The 23,700-nt window shown below is 43.3% G+C and carries 11 protein-coding genes; all 11 read right to left on the bottom strand.

Going from position 1 to position 23,700, the window contains the following annotated elements; translation table 11 throughout:
- Position 1 precedes the first annotated feature (1 nt).
- The 11 genes from AABK40_RS17510 to AABK40_RS17460 all read right to left on the bottom strand — a co-directional run bounded on the left by AABK40_RS17510 (position 2) and on the right by AABK40_RS17460 (position 22,536).
- Complete coding sequence (locus AABK40_RS17510) at positions 2–2,635, bottom strand: glycoside hydrolase family 3 protein (RefSeq protein WP_338398777.1); 2,634 nt, start codon at positions 2,633–2,635, stop codon at positions 2–4.
- An 81-nt stretch (positions 2,636–2,716) separates the two neighbouring features.
- Positions 2,717–4,429, bottom strand: coding sequence for a RagB/SusD family nutrient uptake outer membrane protein (locus AABK40_RS17505; protein ID WP_332922275.1), 1,713 nt, complete (start codon positions 4,427–4,429; stop codon positions 2,717–2,719).
- 18 nt (positions 4,430–4,447) lie between these two features.
- Positions 4,448–7,543, bottom strand: a complete 3,096-nt coding sequence (locus AABK40_RS17500; RefSeq protein WP_332922276.1) for a SusC/RagA family TonB-linked outer membrane protein — start codon at positions 7,541–7,543, stop codon at positions 4,448–4,450.
- A 613-nt stretch (positions 7,544–8,156) separates the two neighbouring features.
- Positions 8,157–8,939, bottom strand: a complete 783-nt coding sequence (locus AABK40_RS17495) for a glycoside hydrolase family 16 protein (RefSeq protein ID WP_338398776.1) — start codon at positions 8,937–8,939, stop codon at positions 8,157–8,159.
- A gap of 250 nt (positions 8,940–9,189) precedes the next feature.
- A complete protein-coding gene (locus tag AABK40_RS17490) occupies positions 9,190–10,983 on the bottom strand; it encodes a 7TMR-DISM family protein (protein WP_338398775.1) in 1,794 nt (597 codons plus the stop codon).
- A 162-nt stretch (positions 10,984–11,145) separates the two neighbouring features.
- Complete coding sequence (locus tag AABK40_RS17485; protein ID WP_332922279.1) at positions 11,146–12,993, bottom strand: glycoside hydrolase family 2 TIM barrel-domain containing protein; 1,848 nt, start codon at positions 12,991–12,993, stop codon at positions 11,146–11,148.
- A gap of 10 nt (positions 12,994–13,003) precedes the next feature.
- Entirely contained in the window at positions 13,004–14,239 is a 1,236-nt protein-coding gene (locus AABK40_RS17480) for a glycoside hydrolase family 5 protein (protein ID WP_338398774.1), read from the bottom strand.
- 77 nt (positions 14,240–14,316) lie between these two features.
- Positions 14,317–16,686, bottom strand: a complete 2,370-nt coding sequence (locus AABK40_RS17475; RefSeq protein ID WP_338398773.1) for a glycoside hydrolase family 3 N-terminal domain-containing protein — start codon at positions 16,684–16,686, stop codon at positions 14,317–14,319.
- Positions 16,687–16,873: 187 nt separating this feature from the next.
- The gene (locus tag AABK40_RS17470) at positions 16,874–17,767 is read right to left on the bottom strand and encodes a hypothetical protein (RefSeq protein ID WP_338398772.1); all 894 of its coding nucleotides are present in this window, start codon (positions 17,765–17,767) and stop codon (positions 16,874–16,876) included.
- 25 nt (positions 17,768–17,792) lie between these two features.
- Positions 17,793–19,364: a RagB/SusD family nutrient uptake outer membrane protein gene (locus tag AABK40_RS17465; protein ID WP_332922283.1), complete on the bottom strand. Its 1,572-nt coding sequence runs from the start codon at positions 19,362–19,364 to the stop codon at positions 17,793–17,795.
- 43 nt (positions 19,365–19,407) lie between these two features.
- A complete protein-coding gene (locus tag AABK40_RS17460) occupies positions 19,408–22,536 on the bottom strand; it encodes a SusC/RagA family TonB-linked outer membrane protein (protein WP_338398771.1) in 3,129 nt (1,042 codons plus the stop codon).
- Positions 22,537–23,700 lie beyond the last annotated feature (1,164 nt).

Raw genomic sequence — 23,700 nt, 5'->3', positions numbered from 1 at the left:
ATCAATCCAGTTTGTAATTTTTGTTTATGGTAAATTTTGTGGACAGAAAATCAACACTCGAATGACCAACCATTAATTTAAAATCCCCTTTTTCAACGGTCCAATGATGCTGTTGATTCCACAATCTCAGGTCATGGGGTTTCAAAATAAAATGGAAAGTTTTGGTCTCTCCGGCCTTAATCATCTGCTTGTCGAAAGCTTTCAGCGATTTTCTCGCAGTTGTTACTGAGGCAAATAAATCCTGTGCATACACTTGCACGGTTTCTTTGGCATCAACTTTTGAGGTATTGGTTACCTCTACACTAATGTTTACCTGAAAATCATGCTCCCCTTCCTGTACCTTGACTTTAAGGTGATCATATTTAAAGTTGGCATATGACAAGCCATAACCAAATGGATAAAGTGGCTGATCGTCCTGATCTACATAGCGGTGAATGGTGGTGGGTTTCTGGTTGTAATAAATCGGTAATTGCCCAACACTTTTAGGGACAGAAATTGGCAATCGGCCCGATGGCGACTCCTCGCCAAAAAGAATCTTTGCCATGGCATTTCCGCCCTGTTCACCAAGGAACCAGCCTTCCACCAACGCATTAGCATGAGCTGACACCCAGTTGGTTGAAAGTGGTCGGCCATTTTGTAGAACTACAATGTAAGGCTTGCCTACTTTGGCAACGGCCTGAATCATTTCGAGCTGATTACCGGACAAATCCAACGTGCTGACATCCCTGTTCTCATCCACCGTTTTGGTATTCTCGCCAACAACAATAATGGAGAGGTCAGAAGCTTTGGCCAGTCGAACTGCTTTTTCAATACCCCGATCAGTACGCGACCAACGCAATGAGGCTGTCGCATGCCACTGCCGATCGAAATACTCGTAGCGGAGTTTATATTTTACCCCTTTTTTGAAGTGGTAAGCTGCCTTTTTTATCGGCGATGAACCTGCCCAGGAATCGAGCACCAGCTCATCATTGATGTAAATTCTTGCCCCATCATCGCAGGTGGTTCCTATCCAGCCATTTTCATCAGAAGGGCACTGAAGATAGCCTTCCCATCGCACAGAAAAGAAATCATCCTCAACCCCAGGGTAAGGAGACCAAGGCCATTCAAAATCCACTTTCGGATCCACACGCTCCAAAACAGGCTTGCCTTTCAATTCCATATTGTTGAAAAAACTTGCTTTAAGGCCTGGCTGACCATTGCCATGGAACAAGTATTGCGGCTGAATTGCAGTGCCTCTCGCAACGATATTCGCAGCCTTTTCATAAACAAATTTTGTTTTTGGTGAAGCTGATTTCAACCCATCCAAAATCGATATTCCTTTTGCATCTCCGATGGTGTAACCTCCCAAAACGGCCTCTTTTGCGTTGGGGCCTAAAACCGCAATCTGCTTGTATTTATTTTTTTTGAGCGGTAAAATGCCATCGTTTTTTAGTAATACAATCCCCTCTTTGGCAATATTCAAAGCGACTTCCTGATGTGCTTTACTGTGATAAGTTTTATCGATCAATGCCTGATCAACATACGGGTGTTCAAATAAGCCTAAGGCAAATTTGGTCGTTAAAACACCTTTTGCCGCCCTGTCGACACATTTTTCGTCAAGCTCACCTTTTTCTACCAGATCAATCACCGTTGCCTGAAACATAGAGTCCGGAAAATCATAAAATTGCATATCCAGCCCGGCTTCCACCGCTTTACGGATCGCCTCACGAGGATTATCTGCATAATGATGTACATTCCACAAAAAACGCATTGCGCCAAGATCGGAAATGACAAACCCTTTGAAGCCCCACTCTTTACGAAGAATGTCGGTTAATAACCACTGATTTCCAGTACAAGGCACCCCATCGAGTTCAGAATAAGAGCTCATCACATTTAAAGCGCCCTCTTGCTTAATGGCACGTTCAAAAACCGGCAGAAAATCTGTTCGGGAGGTGCGCTCACCAAGCAGTACCGGCGAAGCGTTTGAACCTGTAATGGGTGCGGAGTGAACGGCGAAGTGTTTAGGGCCGGCAATCATGGCATAAGGAGATTTAAAGGATTCGCCATGCATCCCCTTGATCATTGCACCACCGATATCAGAGGCGAGCTGTGTATCCTCAGAATACAATTCTGCCACACGTCCCCAACGAGGTTCACGAGCAATTCCAAGCGTAGGCCCAAGTGCCATATGCGACCCGTGAGTTCTTGCTTCAGTACCAATTACATGCCCCACCTGTTCCATCAGGGGCTTGCTCCAGCTTGCTCCCATAGCGATGGGCATTGGAAAAACAGTGGCCCCTGAAGCATAATAGCCGTGGAGCATTTCTTCCATCACCAAAGCGGGAATTTTTAGCCGAGAAGCTTCAATAGCTGCTCGTTGAACAGTGTTATATTCCTCGGCGGTTTTAGCATAAAAATCATGAATTGCACCAATACCGAGCCCTTCAACCTGCTGATGAATCTTCTGTGGATCAAGTTTACCATCGGTTTTGAGATAATCGCCTCGGGTGAGGTTCATTTGGCGGACTTTCTCCTGCAAGGTCATTTTTGATACCAACAAGGCCGCCCGCTCATCACTCGGCAGCTGCTCATCTTTCCAGTCCTTGGTACAGGAAATTAAGAGCGGAAATAAGCAAAAAAGTATTATTCTCTTCATCAGTTAAAAAATTATGAAAGGGAAACTTTCGCCTCCCTTTCAATTCATAGTATTTCTACTATTTACAAAACGTCATATTTTTTACCAACCTGCCTTTTGTGGCATATTTGGGTTGATTTGTACCTCATTCATTGGGAAAGGCCAATAGTCATTTCTTGGAGAAGTATAACTTCTTACCAAACGGTCATTGGGTCTTTTAGAGAAATCTACTCCCTTAATTGGCTCTCCTTCTGCATCCTGACCAAGCACCACCGACTCATAGCCGACAGGGTGAATACCACCATTTCGGTTGGTCGCCTCTTCGAGGTAAGATTTACCATCGGCAGTTTTCCATCTTTTGTAATCGAAGAACAATTGTCCTTCATTGATCAACTCCACGCAACGTTCCCGGCGAACAATCTCACGGGTTTGCGCTTTACTGAAAGTGCCTGTTACATTGATCATCCCTACACGGTCACGAACTTTATTCACATATTCAATCGCTACCGCCGAATTGCCCAATTCGTTTTGTGCTTCCGCATAGCTTAGGAAAATTTCCGCCAAACGAATGACATGCTTCTGTGAGTTGTAAGAATAACCTGCAATGGCATCGTCGTCGAAACCTTTTAGGAATACTGGCGCTGCAACGGCATCATTATCAATCTCTGTTTTGTTCCAAGTATTGGCTTTAAGGCCATTGTATGGCAGAATGGTTTGTTTCCAGCGAGGATCCTTATGGTCTTCCATCAGGTGATATTGATCCCTTTTCAGAACGGAAGGCACTTTACGGATTTCTTTTCCTACTGCTGAAGCCAATAATTCATCCTCCGGCAACAGGTGCGTGATAGGTTCACCAGTTTTCTCGTCAACATATTCGATCACTTTCCCCTGATCAGAAAGTACCATATCCAGGAAGCGGTCAGATGGGCGCTGCAAACCCCACATCGAAGCCACTTCAAAAGTACCATGAGAGTAAGACCAAGTCGTGTTGGTGAAGTTGTGAGCGACTATGGCCTCTTTACAGTTGTTCCCTTTTGGGGTAAACAAATCACGGTAATCGGTTTCCGGATGCCCTGTACTGTACAATTCATACTGACCGGAATCAATGATCAGCTTGGCATATTTTGAAGCTTCTGTCCAATTTTCCTGACTCATATAAATCCGAACGAGGTAAGCAAAAGCTGAATATTTGGTCAAGCGATTGTTTTCACCATTGAAATTATCGAGCTCTTCGCCAGCCAGTTTCAGTTCACTGATCGCTTCTTTTAGCAAATCCTCTTTCGAGGTTACCGCAATGCTATTCGCCTCATCTCTTGAAAGCGTTTTCAAAGGCATTGGGGCATTACCCCAGTAATTTGCCAAGCGGAAAAACAAGGATGCACGAATGATTCTCACCTGCCCACTCAATTCCTTGATCTTTGGATCGTTGGCGTCCACTCCACCTTCAGCAATCGCTCTGTCGAGCTTTTCAAAGAAATTATTGGCACGTCGAATGCCACGGTAGGTCGGGTTCCAGATGTTATTCAGGTAGGCATTGTCGGGCTGAAGTGTCCCTGCGGCAATCTCGTCGCTGCCATAAATTCCACCGCCACAAAGATCAGTGAGTGCATCGGTGAAAATATCCTGACTGTTCACCCAGAACATTTTAATGCGACCGTCAAGATCCTGATAGACGGCATTGGTGGCCATCTCGAAATCTGAAGACGATCTCCAGAAAGACTCATCGGACAATTGATCGTGAGGTTTGAGGTCAAGATCTGAACAGGCAGACATTGCTCCTGCTGCCATCATTATTGCTATGATATATTTTTTCATCTTTATGCAATTCTAAGTTTAAAAAGTAAGCTGAAGCCCTACCGAATACACCGATACCGTTGGGTAGAAGGAAGCACGGACATTGGAGCCACCGGCACCGAAAGATCCATCGTCGTTCATCATCGCCACACGCTCAGGGTCAAATCCTTTGTCGAATTTGGTAAAAGTGAGTAGGTTTTGGCCTGACACATAAACACGGGCTTTTGATACCCCATATTTTTTCATTGGAATGGAATATCCAATCTGAAGGTTTTTCAGACGCAAGTAAGAAGCATCCTGAACCCAGAAATCATTGATGTTCTTGTTCTGAGAATTTCCATTGACTGACATGCGAGGATAGGCACCATTCGGGTTGGCTGTTGGGTGGTACATATCAGACATAAAATCACGCAAGCTGGTTTTTCCGTCTCCAGGATACACCGACAAGCCCACATAACCTTCAATATCTGTTACCCCTTGCCAGAACATAGAGAAGTCCCAGTTTTTGTAACTTGCATCGAAGTTGAAACCAAAGGTGACTTTAGGAAGCGTATTTCCGATATCCACCTGATCTTTATAGTTAATGATGCCATCACCGTTGATGTCCTCAAATTTAAGATCACCCAGCTTAACGTCATTCAACTGTCCGACACCACCGTTGTTCAACTCATGGTTTGCACGTTTGGCGTTATCCCTGTCCACTTCTGCCTGATCGCGGTACAGACCTGCGTTGCGGTAACCGTAAATCGTACCGATCGCATCTCCCTGACGGAATTTATCAGAATATTCAGAATACGCTCCTGCCAATTCGGTCAACTCATTTTTGAACTGTGAAACATTGGCGCCAATACCATATTTAAAACCATTATCGGTTTGGTTATTGTATCGAAGATCGAGCTCCCAGCCATTGTTCACCAACTGCCCCGCGTTGATAAATGGATTGTTCATCCCAGCAGTGGCCGAAACAGGCAATTGCAATAAAATATCGTCAGTAACTTTTCTGAACACATCAAGGCTTGCCCCTAATTTTCCATCGAAGAAATCGATGTCCATACCTGCGTTATAGGTGGTTGTCGTTTCCCAGGTGATGTCCGGAATAGTCATAGCAAGCTGCGCTTTACCCAAAGCCAATTCATTGTTGAATGGGTAATCAGCACCACCAATCAATGGAATGTAAGGATAGTATCCTGTTACATTCTGATTTCCCAGCGTACCAATAGAGGCTCTCAATTTAAGGTCTGAAATAGCGCTTGAAGGCACATTGTTTTTGAAAAACGGCTCCTCAGAAACTCTCCAACCCAATGACACTGAAGGGAAATACCCCACTCTGTTCTCAGGAGCAAAACGGGAAGAAATATCAGATCTCAGGTTGGCTTCAAAGAGGTATTTGCCATCGTAAGCATAATTTACACGACCGAATACCGATTGCAATGCCCAGTCAAAAGCAGTAGTGGTACCAATTTGACCTGCCTGAGAACCCGCAGCCAACTCACGCAACTCGTTATTTGCAAAGGCAGAACGACGAGCGCTAATCTGATCATATCTATAGAATTCTTCCGCCACACCGGCCATTGCGCCAAAAGTATGCTTACCGATGGTTTTTGAATAGTTGGCGACCAAGTCATTCACCATTCTTAGGCTGTTGTTCCAGGCCTCATCACCACGGGATACCACTGGGTTCGATTGAATGTTTCCATCGTAACGAATGAAATCAATACCATTGGTAAAGGAGTTACGCTCGTAGTTAGAATAGTTCAATGAAGATTTAGCGGTAATCGTTAATTCATCGATGGGCTTGTATTCCGCAGAAACAAATGATTGAAGTGTGTTTCTTTTTGTGGTACGGAAGGAGTTATCCATATAGTACAGGGAATTCTCAAAGAAGCCGCCTGTTCCAGGATAATGAACACAATAGCGGCCGTCTTCATATCGTGCAGGAACAACACCCGGTGTACTGAAGGCTTGCGATGCGCGATACATGTCCTCAGTGCTATTTCGCTCCTGGCGGGTGAAGTTCATTTGCCCACTCACTCTAAACTTATTATACAACTTGGTGGTAACATTCAGTTTGGCATTATAACGCTTGAAATTATCCAGCCCACGGAAAAAACCATCCTGATCCAAATAGCCTACAGAGGCAAAATATTTCGTGTCCTTCGTACCTCCTGACATGTTGATATAATGCGACTGCTGAGAGGTCGTGGACTTATAGGTTTCCTTGATCCAGTCTGTGTTTGCAAAACGATATGGATCCGACTGCGTCTTGATTTTCTCCAAATCTTCGTCTGTGAAAATCTTGCGGACACCATCGTAGGCGGAGTAACGGTTGTTCATGACCGCCCAATTGTAGGAGTCCATATACTCAGGGCGGCGCGTCATGGATTGAACACCATAATAGCCTTCATAAGAGACTTTTGTCGCCCCTTCAGTCCCTTTTTTAGTCGTCACCAAAATAACCCCTGCCGCTGCACGCGCACCATAAATTGAGGCCGAAGCCGCATCCTTCAGAACAGAAATCGACTCGATATCTGACGACGCAAGCATCCCGAAGTTTTCATAAGAGGAAGGCACCCCATCGATAACCACCAAAGGCTCATTGGCTGAACCGAGCGTTGTTACACCACGCACGCGAATGGTTGGCATTTCCCCAGGCATCAGAGAACCGGAGGAAATTTGCACCCCACTGATACGCCCTTGCAAGGCACCAGCGGCATCAGGAGTTGGTACTGCCGACAGTACTTCGTCGCCAACCTGTGAGACAGAGCCCGTTACGTTGACTTTTTCCTGTGTCCCGTAACCAACCACAACGACCTCACTAAGCTCTTTTACATCGGTTTTGAGGGTTACATTTACGGTCGTTTGCGAACCGATCAAAACTTCTTTATTGGTATAACCAACAAATGAATAAACAATGGTATTGCCCTTGTTTACTCCCCCAAGTTCATAGTGTCCGTTGAAGTCGGTGATGGTGCCGACTGTACTGTTTTTCACCTTAATATTTACACCGGGTATTCCCTCTCCTGAAGGATCCGATACCTTACCAGAGATGATCGACTGAGCATAAAGCGGGTTGATCAAGAATAAATTTGCCAGCAGCATTACGGCCAGCAAACAAAATGGTCTATATTTCACCATAACAAAAAAATTAAAAAAAATACAATAGGTTACAAGAGTCTGTTAGCGCTAAAAAATTCTTGATATTCCAAAGGAAAGTGAAATTACCAAAAGCCGCAAGTGTGAAAATTATCCATTTTATTTAGAAAAAAAATAGATTAATACTAAACAAAAAGTATTATTTATAACACTAATATTTACATTATTCTAATGTAGATTTTTATCACTATGTAACCTGATCATAATCTATAAATATGCCATTTGTTTTCTCTTCTTCTAATTTGTATAGAAAAATAGATGTTCATTATTGAACAAAAAAGAATAGCAAAAAATATAAATCTGAGATTTTTTTAAATAAATATGTTATCAAAGGATAAATCTTAAAAAAGACTAAAAAATCAACTTCAATAAACAATAAAAGTACGTGAATCAGCCGTATTTAAATGCAACTTCATGTTTATCAGTGTTGGTGCGAAGCTGCTCCTCCTCCGCAACCAAGGTTTAACAATGCTAATATTCGGCCATAGAATCCCAGCAATTAAATTTTTGGCAATAAGCGGCTCAGCGCCTTCCAAAAAAATGGGAAATGCTATATACTATCATTGAAACACAAGGAAATATCCTAAATAAAAGCTTAAATCAATTCGTAATACCGGATATAATCTATCACGTATTCCTGCGGAAGAATGGCATCATTCACTCCTTGCTGTCCGCCCCAGGTACCGCCATAGGCCAGATTTACGATCATGTATTGCGGGGCGTCAACAAATGGCCAGGCAGCGATATCGTCTTCGCGCTTTTTATCGCAACTGAAAAACTTGTTACCATCCACAAAAAAGCTGATTTGGTCGGCTTTCCACTCCATAGAATATATATGGAAATCATCATGAAGGTGGGCTAATTTCTTACTTTTCTTAAAACTCGTATTTTGAGCATGGTTGTATTTTTGGGTATGAATAGCGCTATGAATACGGTTGGAATCATGACCAACGTACTCCATCACGTCGATCTCCCCGCAGGTAGGCCACCCTACTTCACCTATATTAGTCCCAAGTGTCCAGAATGCCGGCCAAACACCAAGTCCCTGAGGCAGTTTCGCTCGAATTTCAACTTTACCGTGTGTAAATTCAAACTTTCCCAAAGTGTGCAAGCTCGCCGACTTCACCTGCCCGTCTGCGCTCTTGTGCAGCTTAATGCGCAGCATGCCATCTTTTACCCAAGCGGTGGAAGAATCTTTGACTGTATAATACTGCAACTCCTTATTTCTTACGAAACCCTTTTCATAGCTCCACTTTTCTTCATCCGGCAAACCATCCACATTAAATTCATCTGCCCATCGCAAATCATACTTTGCAACAGGTACCGATTTACATTGTATAAAAAACAGGCTGATGAAAATAACAAACAATCCTCGCATAGGTGATATATCATTAGGTAGTGACAAAACAAAAAAAAGGCCTACTGATGCTTCCCCTTGCTCATAAAGTGCGCAGTTAAAAGTCAGTCCTTTTGCTGCAAATATCTTCCAAGCATCTCAGGCACCGTCCAATGCCCTCTTTATAATTATGGAAACACGATTTACAAACCTTATAAAAATACACTTCCTGAAGTGGGAAAAAAAGTGGTTGATAACATTTTATTGATCGACACCACAGGAAAGCAGCAGCTTAATTGGCGCTAAGCACCCATTCCGCCAAATTCTCCTGCCGGTCGAAAATGATCTTTTCCCAGCTGTCGTTGGCTTCAATTTGCTGCTTACGCTCCAACACTTTGTTGGTAAAACGCCAACAGGTATTTACCGATAAATCCAATGATTTTGCCAATTGAGAAATATTGGGCTTTCCGGAAATATGATGTAAATGAAAAACCAGGTAGAAGCCTTTCAGTACCGAAAAATGTAAACGATGGAAAATGGTGTCGGCAGTTGGCGCTTCATCATAACCACATTTACTGCAACGGTGCGACAATAACTTTTGCCCCTGATGAAACTGTGTGTGGCCACACTTCTTGCACTGATAATCCCCTGTCCATTTTTTTTCTGCAAGAAACTGAATACAATCCGATGTGGTTGGAAAATAGGTTTTAAAATCGGTAAATGAAATCACTTGTTGCTGAAGGTGCGCATTGGTCAGCAGTTTTATATTCTTTTTAAGCGAGTTATTGTTAAGGCTTAAATGCTTGTTCAGCGCCTCGAGGGCTTCCGTCTTATGGCTGATTTCCCGATAAGCCTGAAGGAGTTCCTCATTTTTATGACTGATGATAAAATGCTGTTGCTGAATTTCGGCGGTACGAACCTGTACATTATGTTCAATAATCTCGTTCTGTGCCTTTAACCCTTCAATAAATTCTAACTGAGAACGCTCCTTCTCGTGTTTCACCCGGCGGTGTTCATACACCATCGCAAAAGTAAAGATCATTCCCTGAAGAAAGACGGCAAAATTGAAATAATACACCACAATTACGGCCTCATCGCGCAGCAAATTTACCTTAGGCAAAATGCCAAAAAGGGAGATACAGCATCCCAAAGCCATTAAAATCACAACGACGTCTTTTGTTTTTGCCTTCCAGCAACAAAAAGCAGAAATCACTGCCACCGGCAAAATATACAGCCAGCCGGTCACGGGCTGAATGTGGGGAATATTTGCGGAAATCAGGACTGTCAATACCAAATAGGCACCGAACAATCCTCTTTTCCACGGCTGAAAAACATCGTGAAGCCCCAGAAGCTGCACCAAATAGCTCAACAGAAAAAACAAATAAATGGCCAAGGCCCATTGTTCAAGAAAAGTGTTCATTGCCGGTACGGCAGGCCATAAATATTGAAAGCCAAGACCATCTTCAATGGTAGCGACAAGCATACACATGGCCAGATAATAGGCCAGCGACAGGTATTTTTTTTCTTTATTTAATAAAAAAGACAGCAGATTGAACAACAGCAGGATGGCCAGTGCACCATAAAAAAAGGACAGTGCCGCATACTCCAAGTTGGCGTAGTAAAAATTGTAATCCAACGAGCGGTATTTGCAGATCAGTACCGGCCGGTTCGCCGATTGTATTCGGAACAAAAAAAAGGGTTCCGACTGTTCAGTAAAAGTGTAGGGAATATCATAAATGAAATTCTTATGCTTCACTTTCCGCTGATTGAAGGGATGCTTATGCCCCGCGATTGGGTAGGTCAGCGTATCCCCTTCACTGATCAGCCATCCCTCAATCTCATCAATATGACAATCTATAAATTCAAGCATATAGCCTTCTTCCTGAAATTGTTGATGCGGGATAGGAATCATCAGCCAATAGTTTGCCGAAGAACGATCAATCTGTTGAAAATCAGTAGCAAAGGGCTTGAAATTCGATTGAGAGGAAGCCTTTAAAACCTCTTCTTTATTCAATTGCTGCGTTGAATCTATCAGGTAGCGAACGGAGGTCATTAACACCAGAAAATTATTGTCCGGCGCTGCCATGACCTGAAATGTGCAATTAAAAAGAAAAAATAAAAGGTATAAAAATCGCTGCTTCATAACTGATAACAAAAAAAAGGTGACGGAGCATCGAGTAACTGCTCCGCCACCTTTTGCTTGAAAAATGCCGTCAAAAAGTAGATCAAATTGTGGGTTCAAAGAAAGTTACAGGTTAGTTCCTGCTTCTTTTTTATCGTAGTATTTCTTCAGCACGAAAAACGCCTGTTTTTTAAAGCCTCCATCAGAGATCAATCCTTTTCGGTTCCACATGTCCTGAATATTTGCCAGCGGACGACGAGGCGAACGGAAGTCTGCTAAAATCCATGGGGTAAATCCTGCAAGATTGGGGATATTTTCGATCCCCGCCAATGTCTGTTCATAGAAATAAGCCTGATAGTCTTCCGACCAAATCGTTTGATCGTCGGCACGGTAGCCATATTTTGCCCCTGCGCCCCACTCACTTACAATCACGGGTTTATTGTATTTCACAGCCCATTTCAGGTTTGGGAAATCCTTGATGTCACCACCATACCATCCATGATATTGATTGAAACTCATGATGTCCACATATTCGCCAAAAGGATCGCTGATCATTTTGGTGCCATCTTCTTCACCATGTACTTCCATTGCAGCGGAAATCAGGCGGGAATTATCCAGCTCGCGAGTCGTGGTCACCAAAGCTTTAAGGAATTGATTTCTCTCCTCAGACACGGGTGTTTCATTGGCCATACTCCAGATAATCACCGATGCTCTGTTTTTATCGCGTTGTACCATTTCCGAAAGTTGCCCTTTGGCGTTGGCGAGTGTCTGCGTATTGGTCCAGTCGATCGTCCAGTAAACAGGGATTTCTTCCCAAAGCAAAATACCCAGTTCATCTGCCAGCCTTGGCATATGTTCATTATGGGGGTAGTGGGCAAGTCTTACGAAATTAGTATTGAGTTCTTTTGCCCATTGGAACATCATTCTCGCGTCCTCAAGGCTATAATTTCTGCGCCCTTCAATAGGGTTTTCCTCATGCATACAAATCCCTCGCAGGTAAACTTTTTCCCCATTCAGCAAAATGTCACTTCCGCTTACTTCAATCGTTCTAAAGCCTACCCGGTCATTGACAACATCTTGTCCGGCAGCCCATTGAACGTCATAAAGATAGGGCTTGTCCACATGCCACTTCGTCAATTTTTTCGCCTTAATCGCAAAAGACGCTTTCCCCTCTGCATCGGTAGTCAGGGTCTTTTTTATTTTCAATTCAGGAATATTCAGTGTTACCAACTCTCCAGCCTTCTGCTCCGAAAGGGCCACTGTTCCTTCAATAACATTGGCTTGTTCCTTACTCAGCTGTACAGTGTAATCGGCAACATAGAGCTCCGGAACTTGTAGAATTTTCACCTCACGGGTAATCCCTCCGTGGTTCCACCAGTCGGTATTAATGGTTGGAACAGCATCTTTCTTTCGGGTATTGTCCACTTTCACCACCACAAAATTGTTTCCCTTTTTGAGGTGCTTGGTAACCTCAAAATTGAAGGGCGTAAAGCCACCGATGTGATGACCTACCTTGATCCCATTGACATAAACGTGTGCCTCGTAATTAACCGCCCCGAAATATAAAATACTTTTATGTCCTGCTTTTGGCTCAAACAAAAAATCTTTTTCATACCAAACTGTACCTTCATACCAATGCATTTGTTCTTTTTCCACTGACCAGCTTCCGGGCACTTTGATTTTATCGGCATTGGTAAAATCGTACTCCACACGGTCGGTTTTATGCGCAGGCTTTACGTTGGCAAAATAGGCTCCAGATCCCGGGTTGGCCGGATTGAAATAATTATCAAATGGCTCACGGCGATAATCATAATACCCATTCTCGTAAGGATCGATAATGTAACTCCAATCACCATTCAGCGAAAGGCTTTCTCTATTATAGGTATTTTGAATTAAGGCCTCCTGCGCAAAGGCCGGCACCGAAAGAATCAGGAAGCATACAATTGCCCCAATTTTTCTCATTAATGTATTCATGGTCGTGTAATTATTGATGGATGGATTCAAGCCCCAGGGCCTTTACATATCCGGTATTTTCAAAACAATTATTATACAGGCACTGATCGAGGAAATCACGGAGCGCTTGCTTGACTTTTTCCTGATCGGGTCTGTTTTCTCTGATTTTTTCAAAGGTGGAACGGTCGGATTCAGAATAATCGATAATCAGCTGATAATCCTCCGGCACTTCAAAATTCATAAAACCCTTAGTGTTGTCCATTTTTTTGTAGGGCCAATAGCACCAATTCACCTGCTGCTGTTCCAGCAACTCCCGAAATTCCTGACACCACTCGTCGGTATTTTCTCCGGTTTCCCCAACATATATTGGCACATTGTGCTTATCTCTGAAATCCAGGTAAGTTTGAATTTCTGCTTGAGAAACTTCAAACCAGTATTTATGAAACTCATAGACAAGGAGATCATCAAATGGCTCGGTGAAAATATCAAAGTTGCCATTCCATTGCGCCCCCGAAAGGAAAATAAGGTGGTTTTTATCAATCTTACGAATGGCAGCAACGGCCTTTTTATAAAGGGGCTCCAATGCTGCGTTAAGCATTTCGCGGTCTTCCTCAAAATAATGAGCAATGGGCTCGTTGATCAGGCAGTAACCCAATACCATAGGCTCATCTTTATACTTATCGGCAATTTTCTCCCAAACCTTCAAAAAGGTATGTTGTGCCTTTGGGCTTGTAAACAAATAGGGATAGCCATAGCTGTCATCAATATTATCACCTGTTTGGCCACCGGGCGCACAGTGCATGTCAAGGATAACAGGTAAATTGTATTTTTTTGCCCAGGCAATTAACTGATCAAAATAATGAAAGCCGTGATAATCAACCCCGAGATAATCCTCATTGGTGAGCATTTTATAATGAAATGGCAGGCGCAGGTGATTCACGCCCGTGCTTTTCAAATAGGCGATATCCTGCTCGGTCACATAGTTATCCATGTGGGTGGCAAAGAAATCGTCGGTAAATTCCGGCCCGGTCATTTGGGCAAATAACTGATATATACCTGCGGGGGCGTTGACTTTATTGGTTTTGAACATATACCCTTCCGGCACCAGCCAGTTGCCCAGATTGGTGCCTTTCAACAAAATAGGATCGCCATTGGAATCAATGATTTGTTGACCATCTGCTGAGAAAAAGTGTTGTGCGTTCAGGTGAGTACCCATAAACAGTGCCCACAACAAACAGGAAATACGAAATAAATTGATGCTTTTCATGCTAAAAAATTAAATACTCAGGGGTGGGCATTTCAATTTATGCCCCTCCCCAAGCGAAATAAAAACCAGTCCAAAATTTACAATGCGAGGCTTTGCACCTGATTGTAGGTTTTGGTTTCTGAAAGATAGAAATCTTGCTTCAATTGGTCAACCATTATACTGAAATCCCCTTTCTCACTGATCCATTCATTATTGAAGCCTACAAAAGCGAGATCACGACCTTGCAGCGTAAAACGAATCGTTCTTTCTTCCTGAGCAGCGAGGTGTATTTTCTCAAATCTTTTAAGCTTTTTCACTGATGGGGCAAGCGAAGCATAGTGGTCACTGATATACAGCTGAACGACCTCCTTACCTGCTATTGCACTGTTATTTTTGACTTTAACACTGACCTCAATGGTTTCCTCTGCGGTGAAAGTCGTTTTACTGAGCGTTAGATCACGGTACTCAAAATCAGCATAACTTAGCCCATGACCGAAAGGATATTGAACCTCCATCAGAGATTCATAATCATACATTCCCTCCATCTTCTCCTGATTTTCAGCATATTTGTGGTCGTAAGTCAGCAAACTGTTAGCATATTTCGGGTAAGTATAAGGTAGTTTTCCACTTGGATTTACCTCACCAAAAAGAATTTCCGCCAAGGCTTGTCCACCGAAATTCCCCGGTAAATAAGTTTGCAGCACTGCGTCCATTTGTGTCTCAAATGTACTAATCAAACGAGGTCGCCCTTCATTAAGCACCAACACAATCGGCTTACCCAGCTTCGCCATTTCTTTGGCCAGTAGCTGTTGGTTTTCAGAAATGTTCAAATCATGAAGATCACCCGGTTTTTCGGTGTAAGTATTTTCTCCGAGACACAAAACAATAACATCAGCAGCTTTTGCCATACGCTTTGCCTTGTTTAAGTCCCGAAGGTGATCCACATCGTAGGTGCCCTCAGCAGGGTATTCCACCGTTGGCTGATAGCTCACATTACCTGTACCGTTAACCGCTTGAATGGCCGTTAAGATCGACTGATATTTCCCGGCAAATTCATCTACCTTTTCTCCTTGCCAGGAGTAGGTCCAACCACCGTTAAGTGTTCTCATGCTGTGGGCATTAGGACCGGTAACAAATACTTTGGTGCCTTTCTTCAGTGGCAAAACCTGCTCATTATTTTTCAATAAAGTGATGGACTCGCGCGCCGCTTCAAGTGCAGATTGCTCAAATTTTTCACTTGCAAACTCAGGGTATTCCTCTTGCTTATCCATTGGTTTTTCAAAAAGACCCATGGCATATTTCACCCTTAAAATTCTGCTCACTGCATCATCTATTCGTTGCATCGGCACCTCGCCTTCTGTCACCAGCTCAATAAGGTTGGTGGTGAAGTTATAATTATAAGGTACCATGGCCATATCAATACCCGCATTAATCGCCATTTTTACCGCTTCCTTTTGAGTGGCAGCCACTTTATCGCGAATATGAATGTTTTCAATATCAGCCCAATCAGTCACCACCAAACCGTCAAAACCCATTTCCTTTTTAAGCAGCTCGGTCAATAATTGATAGTTGGCATGAACGGGAATACCGTTGATGAGTCCAGAGTTAATCATGACAGTGTAAGCGCCCTGATCTACCGCCGCCTGAAAAGTTGGTAAATAGATTTCCCGCAGTTCGCGCTCAGGAATAAGCGCAGGAGTACGGTCCTTTCCTGAAAGTGAGGAATACCCCAAAAAATGCTTTAGACAGGCTGCCACTCTGCCGTGTTTGGAAATATCATTATCCTCCCCCTGATATCCTTTAATAACCTCCAGGCCTAACTGCGTATTCAGGTAAACATCCTCTCCAAAGGTTTCCCACATACGTGCCCATCGAGCATCGCGGCCCATATCCAGCACCGGAGAAAAGTTCCAAGGAATTCCACTTGCACGCGTTTCATAGGCACAAACTTCGGCCCCTTGTCTAACGATTTCAGGGTTCCATGTCGCCCCAAGCCCAATTTGTTGAGGGAAGAAAGTAGCGCCAGCGGTATAGGTGGTCCCATGAATTGCATCCACACCGTAAATCAGAGGAATACCAATTTCCTCCATAGAAACACGTTGCAAATGCTCAATCACACTGTTCCATTTTTTAGGCGTTCGTGCGCGATTATTTGCAGTATTTAATACCGATCCTACTTTATACTTTTGTATCGCTTCGAGCACCAATTTTTCATCCAGTGCCAAAGGTTCATCAGACACAAACTCATCTGCCCCTTGTGTAATCACATCGAGGGTTATTTGCGTCATTTGCCCAACTTTTTCAGCCAATGTTAACCGCTCAAGCTGTTGCGCAATTTTTTTCTCTATTGATTGATCTGACGGGATGCCTACCCCTGCTTTTTTTATTTGAATATTTTCTGAAGATGGCTGACAAGAAAACGCAGCAATCCCACAGAGTAAAATCAAAACCTGTTGAAACCTGTTCATATTTTTTAATGCTTAGTCGTGTGTTACTCAAAAAAAAGGGGGCCTAATGGCAGGCCACCCTGCAGTTTGTGTGAATACCCTCATGGTACTTTAGGGAGGTTATTCTAAAAATATATGGTTATTTCCTTCAGAAAGGAGGGAGGGGCTGCCCAAGGGACGGCCCCCTATTTTTTAATAAAAAATCACATTATTGATCTGTCCCTTCCAATGGCCGGAGGATATGAAACCAACGATTACCATCAGCGGCAATCGAAGAAATTTCCATCCGGTCATCTGTCAGGCTATGCACTTTATATTCCTGATTGGCACGAACATAAAATCCAATCCAGGCCTTATCACCCGCACCATTTACGATGAGATATTTTCCATCTGGTCGGTCTTCTATGCGCCAGCCACCATCATAACTATCGTAAGGGGCAAACATCTCCGCAGGATCTGTGGAACCCTCAGGATAAAAATCCTCCGCGCCGGGAAAATCGCTTGAAAAACCTGCATTGACATACACCCGACCATCGGTATGGTGATGGTACTCAAAGCCGTAAATATTGAAGGTGTAAACATCTGAATAGAGCCCGCAACCTGTTCGGTCATCATCCAAAGAAATCCCCCACCAAATAGGGCTGTCAGCGTCCGCAGGGCCCAAACCAAGATGCCCAGCCACAGATTGGTCAATGATCCACTGCTTCCCGTCTTCATAGGCAATACCACCGGTCAGGTTGTTATAATCTTCCCGATCAAGAAGGGAGTAGTCATCCTCGTTTACATCAATTTTAAAGGTTGTTGTGGCCTCTCCGCTTGCGGTAACGATGGTCAGTGCCACCTCATAATCTCCCTTTAGCGGATAGATTCCCTCAACAGTATTGCCCTGAATATTGACCCCGTTTCCAAGGTTCCAGATACTGATGAAAGCATCTGGGTGCGTACTCTCAAAATGATAGATATTTTCAGATTCCGCATTCGTGGTATAAGTGACCTGCTCGGCAGTTGGCGGAGTTCCCAGGTCCTCTTTTGATGGTTGATGAGGCGAACAAGCAATTGCGCCAAACAATAATACCAGATAGGAAAAAAATCTTAAATTCATGATCCGTTCATTTAAGTCAAAAAAATTAATAGCCCGCATTCTGATTGAAATCAGGGTTCAGGTCAATCTCATATCGAGGAATAGGCAAGAATCCTTTTTTGGACATATCAAAGCTGACCAAATAGTTAGCCTCCAAACCGATGTCTCCCATGGCAGGTTCATCAGGGTACACTTCCATCTGATAGTTATGTACCGAAATCTTTTCCTCGGCGTAAGGGAGCCCCTGGCGAAGCAAGTCGAAATAGCGATGCCCTTCCAGTGCCAACTCCAGTCTTCTTTCATTAAGAATATCTTCCTGGCTTACCGATGGCAAAGCAGCGATCCCTGCTCTTTGGCGAATAATATTCACATACTCCAGCGCTTTTCCGGCATTTCCCTGTGCCAGGAATAGTTCCGCAGCCAAAAGGTAAACATCTGCCAGCCTGATATAATGGTAATTTTGTGCCCAGTTCAGCTCTACCGAACCGGAAATAGGCTCTCGGTCGGCATGGGTAGTGTATTTGAAAGCAAAATAACCTGTATTGGTGAAGCTGGCATCAAAAGCACCACCGCCCTCTGCTTGCATCAGCTCGGTAGTCGTTACCACTGTTGCCTTGCGGCGAAGGTCATCTGCGGAATAGGCACGTGCAAGGTTTTTTGATGGAATACCAAAGCCCCAGCCCGATTTCAGCATTTTGTCGCTGTTATAACCACGAGGTCCCGACATATGACATTGCATATTGCCCATTTTGGCATCGTCCCACTCTCCACCACCATTATCTGTAAAGGGAATTTCGAACAACACTTCTTTGCAGAAATCACCTTCCAGATTAAATAAATCTTCAAAGTTATCCATCAAAGCGGCGCCTGAATTATTGATCACATCCTCCGCATAAGCCAAGGCTTGCGCACCGGAAATACTTCCGCCATCTGCGGTTGGTAATTCAGATTCATTGTAATAGCCAGTATAAAACAGGAACATCTTTACCAATTCTGCCTCTGCGGCATATTTACTTAATCGGCCACGCTCCGGACTTCCTTCGGCCATCAGCTCAATACCATCAAGCATATCCTGAGCCGCTTGTGCATACACCAACTTGGGTTCTGCCTGCGTCATTCCTACCCAGTCTTCCCCCGCAATTGGCGAGGTGATTAAGGGTACATTTTCAAAAAACCGAAGCAATTCATAGTAGTAATGGCCGCGTAGAAAGGTGGCTTCACCGAGGAAATTATTGCGGTCAGCTTCTTCCGACTCGTTGAACTCAATGCCTTCATATTTAGATAATAACATGTTGGCACGAGAAATTCCACGATAATTTTTCTTCCACAAACCACGAGGGGTATCTTCCTCTGCACGTGCCTGGAATCGGGAAAGGTTTTGCCAGGTAAGCATATCACTTCCTGATCCCCCACCGGCATACATATCATCCGAAAGAAGATCGGAAACCATAGCTAAGGGATGATAGGATTGTGCATAATCGGACCGAAGTGGTTCGTATATGGCGATAAGGGCCATATAAGCATCCGCACGATTTTTGTAAAAAGTATCCTCTGTCTGTGCATTGGTAGGGTCAAAGTCGAGCCAATTCTGACATCCCGTCAGCAGGAGACCGCCCATTATTAAAGCGAAAAATATAGACTTTATTTTCATGTCAGAACAATTAAAAATTAAGGTTAACACCCATCATGACAATTCTTGACTGTGGGTATCCCCCACGATCCATTCCATAATTAAAAATATCGAAGCTCGCCAACTCGGGATCATAGCCACTGTAACCCGTGATCGTAAAAGCATTTTGTACCGAGGCATAAATTCGTGCCCGACTAAGGCCAGCTTTTGAGGAAATAGCCTCCGGTAGCGTATAGCCTACCTGAATATTTTTGACACGCAGGTAATCCCCTCTTTCCAGGTGAACCATGTCATTCAGTCTGGTATAATTTCGGTTAGGGTCTTGATGGGTCATTCGTGGGTAGGAATTCGTTGAGCCTTCGCCGGTCCATCTGCCCAAGGCCGCACCACCGTAGTTTTGCATATCGAGGTCACCTCGGCGCATAACATTGGCAATATCAAATCCGGCAGCTCCCTGAAAGAAAATACTGAAATCAAAATTCTTATAATTAGCATTGAAGGTCAGCCCAAAGTTCCAGTCTGGCACAGGATTTCCAATGTCTGTTCTATCTTCTTCACTGATGGTCCCATCGCCGTTAATATCGACAAAAATGATATCACCAGGTTTGGCTTCTGGCTGAATCGGCTTCCCTTCCGCATTCACATAATTGTTAATCTGTTCCTGATTCTGAAATATTCCTGCGGTTTTGTATCCGAAGAAGAAAGGCAAAGCATGCCCTTCGGCCATCCGCATATTTCCTGTGTGAACGTGAGGGGCTCCACCATCAATGTATCCATTTTGGTTCGCAACCTCGAGCACTCGGTTTTTATTGTAGGATACATTACCCGTAATATCATAGGTGAAATCGCCTGTCTTTTTACCATAGGTGATATTTAATTCCACCCCCTGGTTCTGTACCGTTCCCATATTGAACAGCGGGCTCTCCATGCCCAAATAATCAGGAATTGGTTTTACGCCCAATAAATCCCTGGTGGTTTTCGAATAATATTCCGCCGTCATCTGAATACGATCTTCAAGGAAACCGAAATCCAATCCGATATTTGCCTGCTCAGAGGTTTCCCATTTCAAATCTGGATTAGACATTCTATTGATGGCAATACCATTAATGATGTTATCATTGACCGTATATCCATAAGCACGATTTGCCAATGACAAGTACCCAAAATCACCGATATTCTGATTTCCTACTTGTCCCCACGACGCCCTGATTTTAAATAAGTTAATGGCCTTTATATTCGAGAAAAAGTCCTCATTGGAGACCGTCCAACCCCCTGAAACCGAAGGAAAAGTACCAAACTTGTTATTATTTCCAAAGCGCGAAGAACCATCATGTCGTAAGGTCGCCTGCAACATGTACTTATCCTTATAAGAGTAGTTGGCACGACCGAAGAAAGACGCCAATCGGTTTCTCCAGAACCAGCCATTGGATTTCTGGGTGTCATCATTGGCACCATTTTCCAGCCAGCCATAGTACCAGCCATTAGGGTTGATATCGTTCCGGGAACCCCAAGTCCCCTTTCCGGTATATTCCTGAATTGTATTTCCGACAATACCGGAGAAATCGTGCCCATTTACACTCTTATTATAGCTAATGACATTCTCCCACTGAAAGCCGACATTATCATTCATCTCCTGCCAGGCAGAACTGTTTCTGCTCATATTATCCACATTCAAATACTGCATTGGCTGATATCCCCGACCAAAAGAGTTGTAGAGGTCAAGTCCCATATCAGTTTTGAACTTCAGTCCAGGTAATAAATCCACCGTCAGGTAGGCGTTACCAATAATATTTCGATCATTATGGGCATTGTAGGTATTTTCAAGCATTGCCATCGGGTTACCAATCTCCCGAAGGTTCTGATTGGAAATCCCATAGTATTGACCGTTGCTATTTTTTACCGGATTATAAGGCAAACCATCATAAATTGCGCTGGTTTCAGGATTGGTAATCAAGGACGCCGTGATAGGGTCATGCAAAAAAGTCGCATTGAGAATTCCCCCAAAATCACTCTGTTCAGAAATTCCCGATGATGATTTTGCGGCAATGGTTAAATTCTGCCCAAAAGTAACCCTACTGCTTAATTTGTGTTCGGAATTCAATCGGAAGGTAATCCTGTCGAAATTCGACTTATCAGCATTACCCACAATTCCCTGCTGACCAAAATATCCAAGAGAAATGGCAAAAGTAGACACTTCATTTCCGCCACTCAAACTTACTGCATGGTTTGAAATTGGTGCGGCATTACGGAAAACTTCATCCTGCCAGTTGGTGTCCGCATAATCTCCAAAACTTGAAGGATGGAAAATAGGCGAAGTGGCACCATCATTATAACCCGCCTCATTGTGCATAGTCATATACTCACGTGCATTTAAGGTTGATACCTTTTTCCATGGGCTCTGAACGCCAATATAGCCATCGTAAGAAACCTGTAGCTTCCCTGAAGATCCCTTTTTGGTGGTCACCAAAACAACACCATTTGCCGCCCGCGAACCGTAAATTGCAGCGGAGGCCGCATCTTTCAACACCTCCATAGAGGCGATATCATTGGGGTTGAGAAAATCAAGACTCCCCACCTGCATTCCATCAACAATATATAGGGGCTGAGAATCGCCATTACTACCAATTCCACGGATCTTTACAGATATCGCTCCGCCCGGAGCCCCTGAGTTGGTGGTTACATTCACACCAGCGGTGCGTCCCTGAAGGGCTTGATCAACTGTCGCTACGGGAGTCTGTGCGATTTCCTCGGACTTGATCGAAGCAATTGCGCCCGTAACGACACTTTTCTTCTGAACACCATAGCCCACGACCACCAGTTCCTCCAAGGTTTCAACATCTTCCTGAAGTACAACATCAAAGGTACGCTGATTCCTGACCTGAAATTCTTGACTCTTATAGCCCACGAATGAAATTAGAATAGTACTCTCATCGCTTTGAACTTGCATACTGAACTCACCATTTATATCGGTGATGGTTCCATTGGAAGTCCCCTTTTCAATGATATTAACCCCGAGAATTTCCTCACCATCGGGTGCAACTATTTTACCTGAAATAGGCAAGCTTTGAGCGAGTGCATAATTGGATAACATCCAACATATAGAAAGAAGAAAAAATGTCTTTCGTTGATGCCTCGCCATTGGATAGAAAAAATTTTCCATGACTTAAATTTAGTGTAAAAAGATGTGCAGCTGCTTCTACAAAGATAGAGGAATACCATCCTTTAATCCTAAAGAAAATTTTTGATCAAAAATCAATTTTACTGAAAATTACAACATAAAAATGAATTACATTTATTCATAAGTCATTGATTTTAATTGATTTAACTATTCTGCAAAAAATCTTAATTACACGCTAAAAAACATGGGTTACATTCAAAACACCTGCTAATTCACACGCCACTTTGGGATATTAACATCGCCAAAAACCATCACTATAATATGCATTTAATTGTATATTAATTTTAGTATATCCCACCTATGTAAATCATCAAAAATAAAACCAGTACTAATATAGACATGGAAACAACTTCTTGTCTTTTCTAATTGTACTTTTCCAATCAAGAACCCCTCTGAAGTAAAATCGAGGGCTATTCAATTTTTTGAACGGACAGAAAGTTGCCTCGTGGTCTATAATATGTTTGAATCCTATTTTTTCATATAGTGCCGAATAGGAATGTATCTGATGGGATGGATCTATCAGTTCATTTTTTTATTGAAGAGGTTCTGGGAACAATAATAACAGTTGCTGCTGTATCTGTAATCTACAAGCCAGAAAGCGGTCCACTAATGATAAAATTGGGCTGTCGAATATTTTTATACCTATCGGCACGGACGTTGCATGCAACATCGCTCTCGCGGTAGAAATCATGTTTTTGATTGGGCTGATGGTATATTTCCGACAGGCTATGATAAAATTCAACGATTCATTACCCAAATTTTTCAGTATGCATTGTAAAAGCTAAACCCCTGCCCTCCCACTATAATTCTGGATACTCAACTGGCTTTGAACAAATGACCAAAATACTGAAGCTTTCCCCGTTGAAAAATACTTTCATTGCCTCGGCATTGACCAAAATTAAATCCCGAATTCGAAATCAGATTCAAGCTTGAGAGGCCTTCGATAAAGAAATGTTAGGCTGGTTTTCATGACCTTTCTAACAATGGTCATCTTCATCAAGCTAAAGTAGCGCATCCCGTATTAACCACTTGGTGTTTTTATTGCCCACAGGATAATGAGATTAGATGGATGATTATTGAACACTCAATGAGCATCAGTAATTTTTTGACGGCAAAATGAGGTGCTTTTAAGGTACATCATTTTTA

The sequence above is a fragment of the Persicobacter psychrovividus genome, assembly GCF_036492425.1.
GTDB lineage: Bacteria > Bacteroidota > Bacteroidia > Cytophagales > Cyclobacteriaceae > Persicobacter > Persicobacter psychrovividus.
Note: the sequence above shows the minus strand (reverse complement) of the source record. Positions and strands in the feature narration are given on the sequence as shown.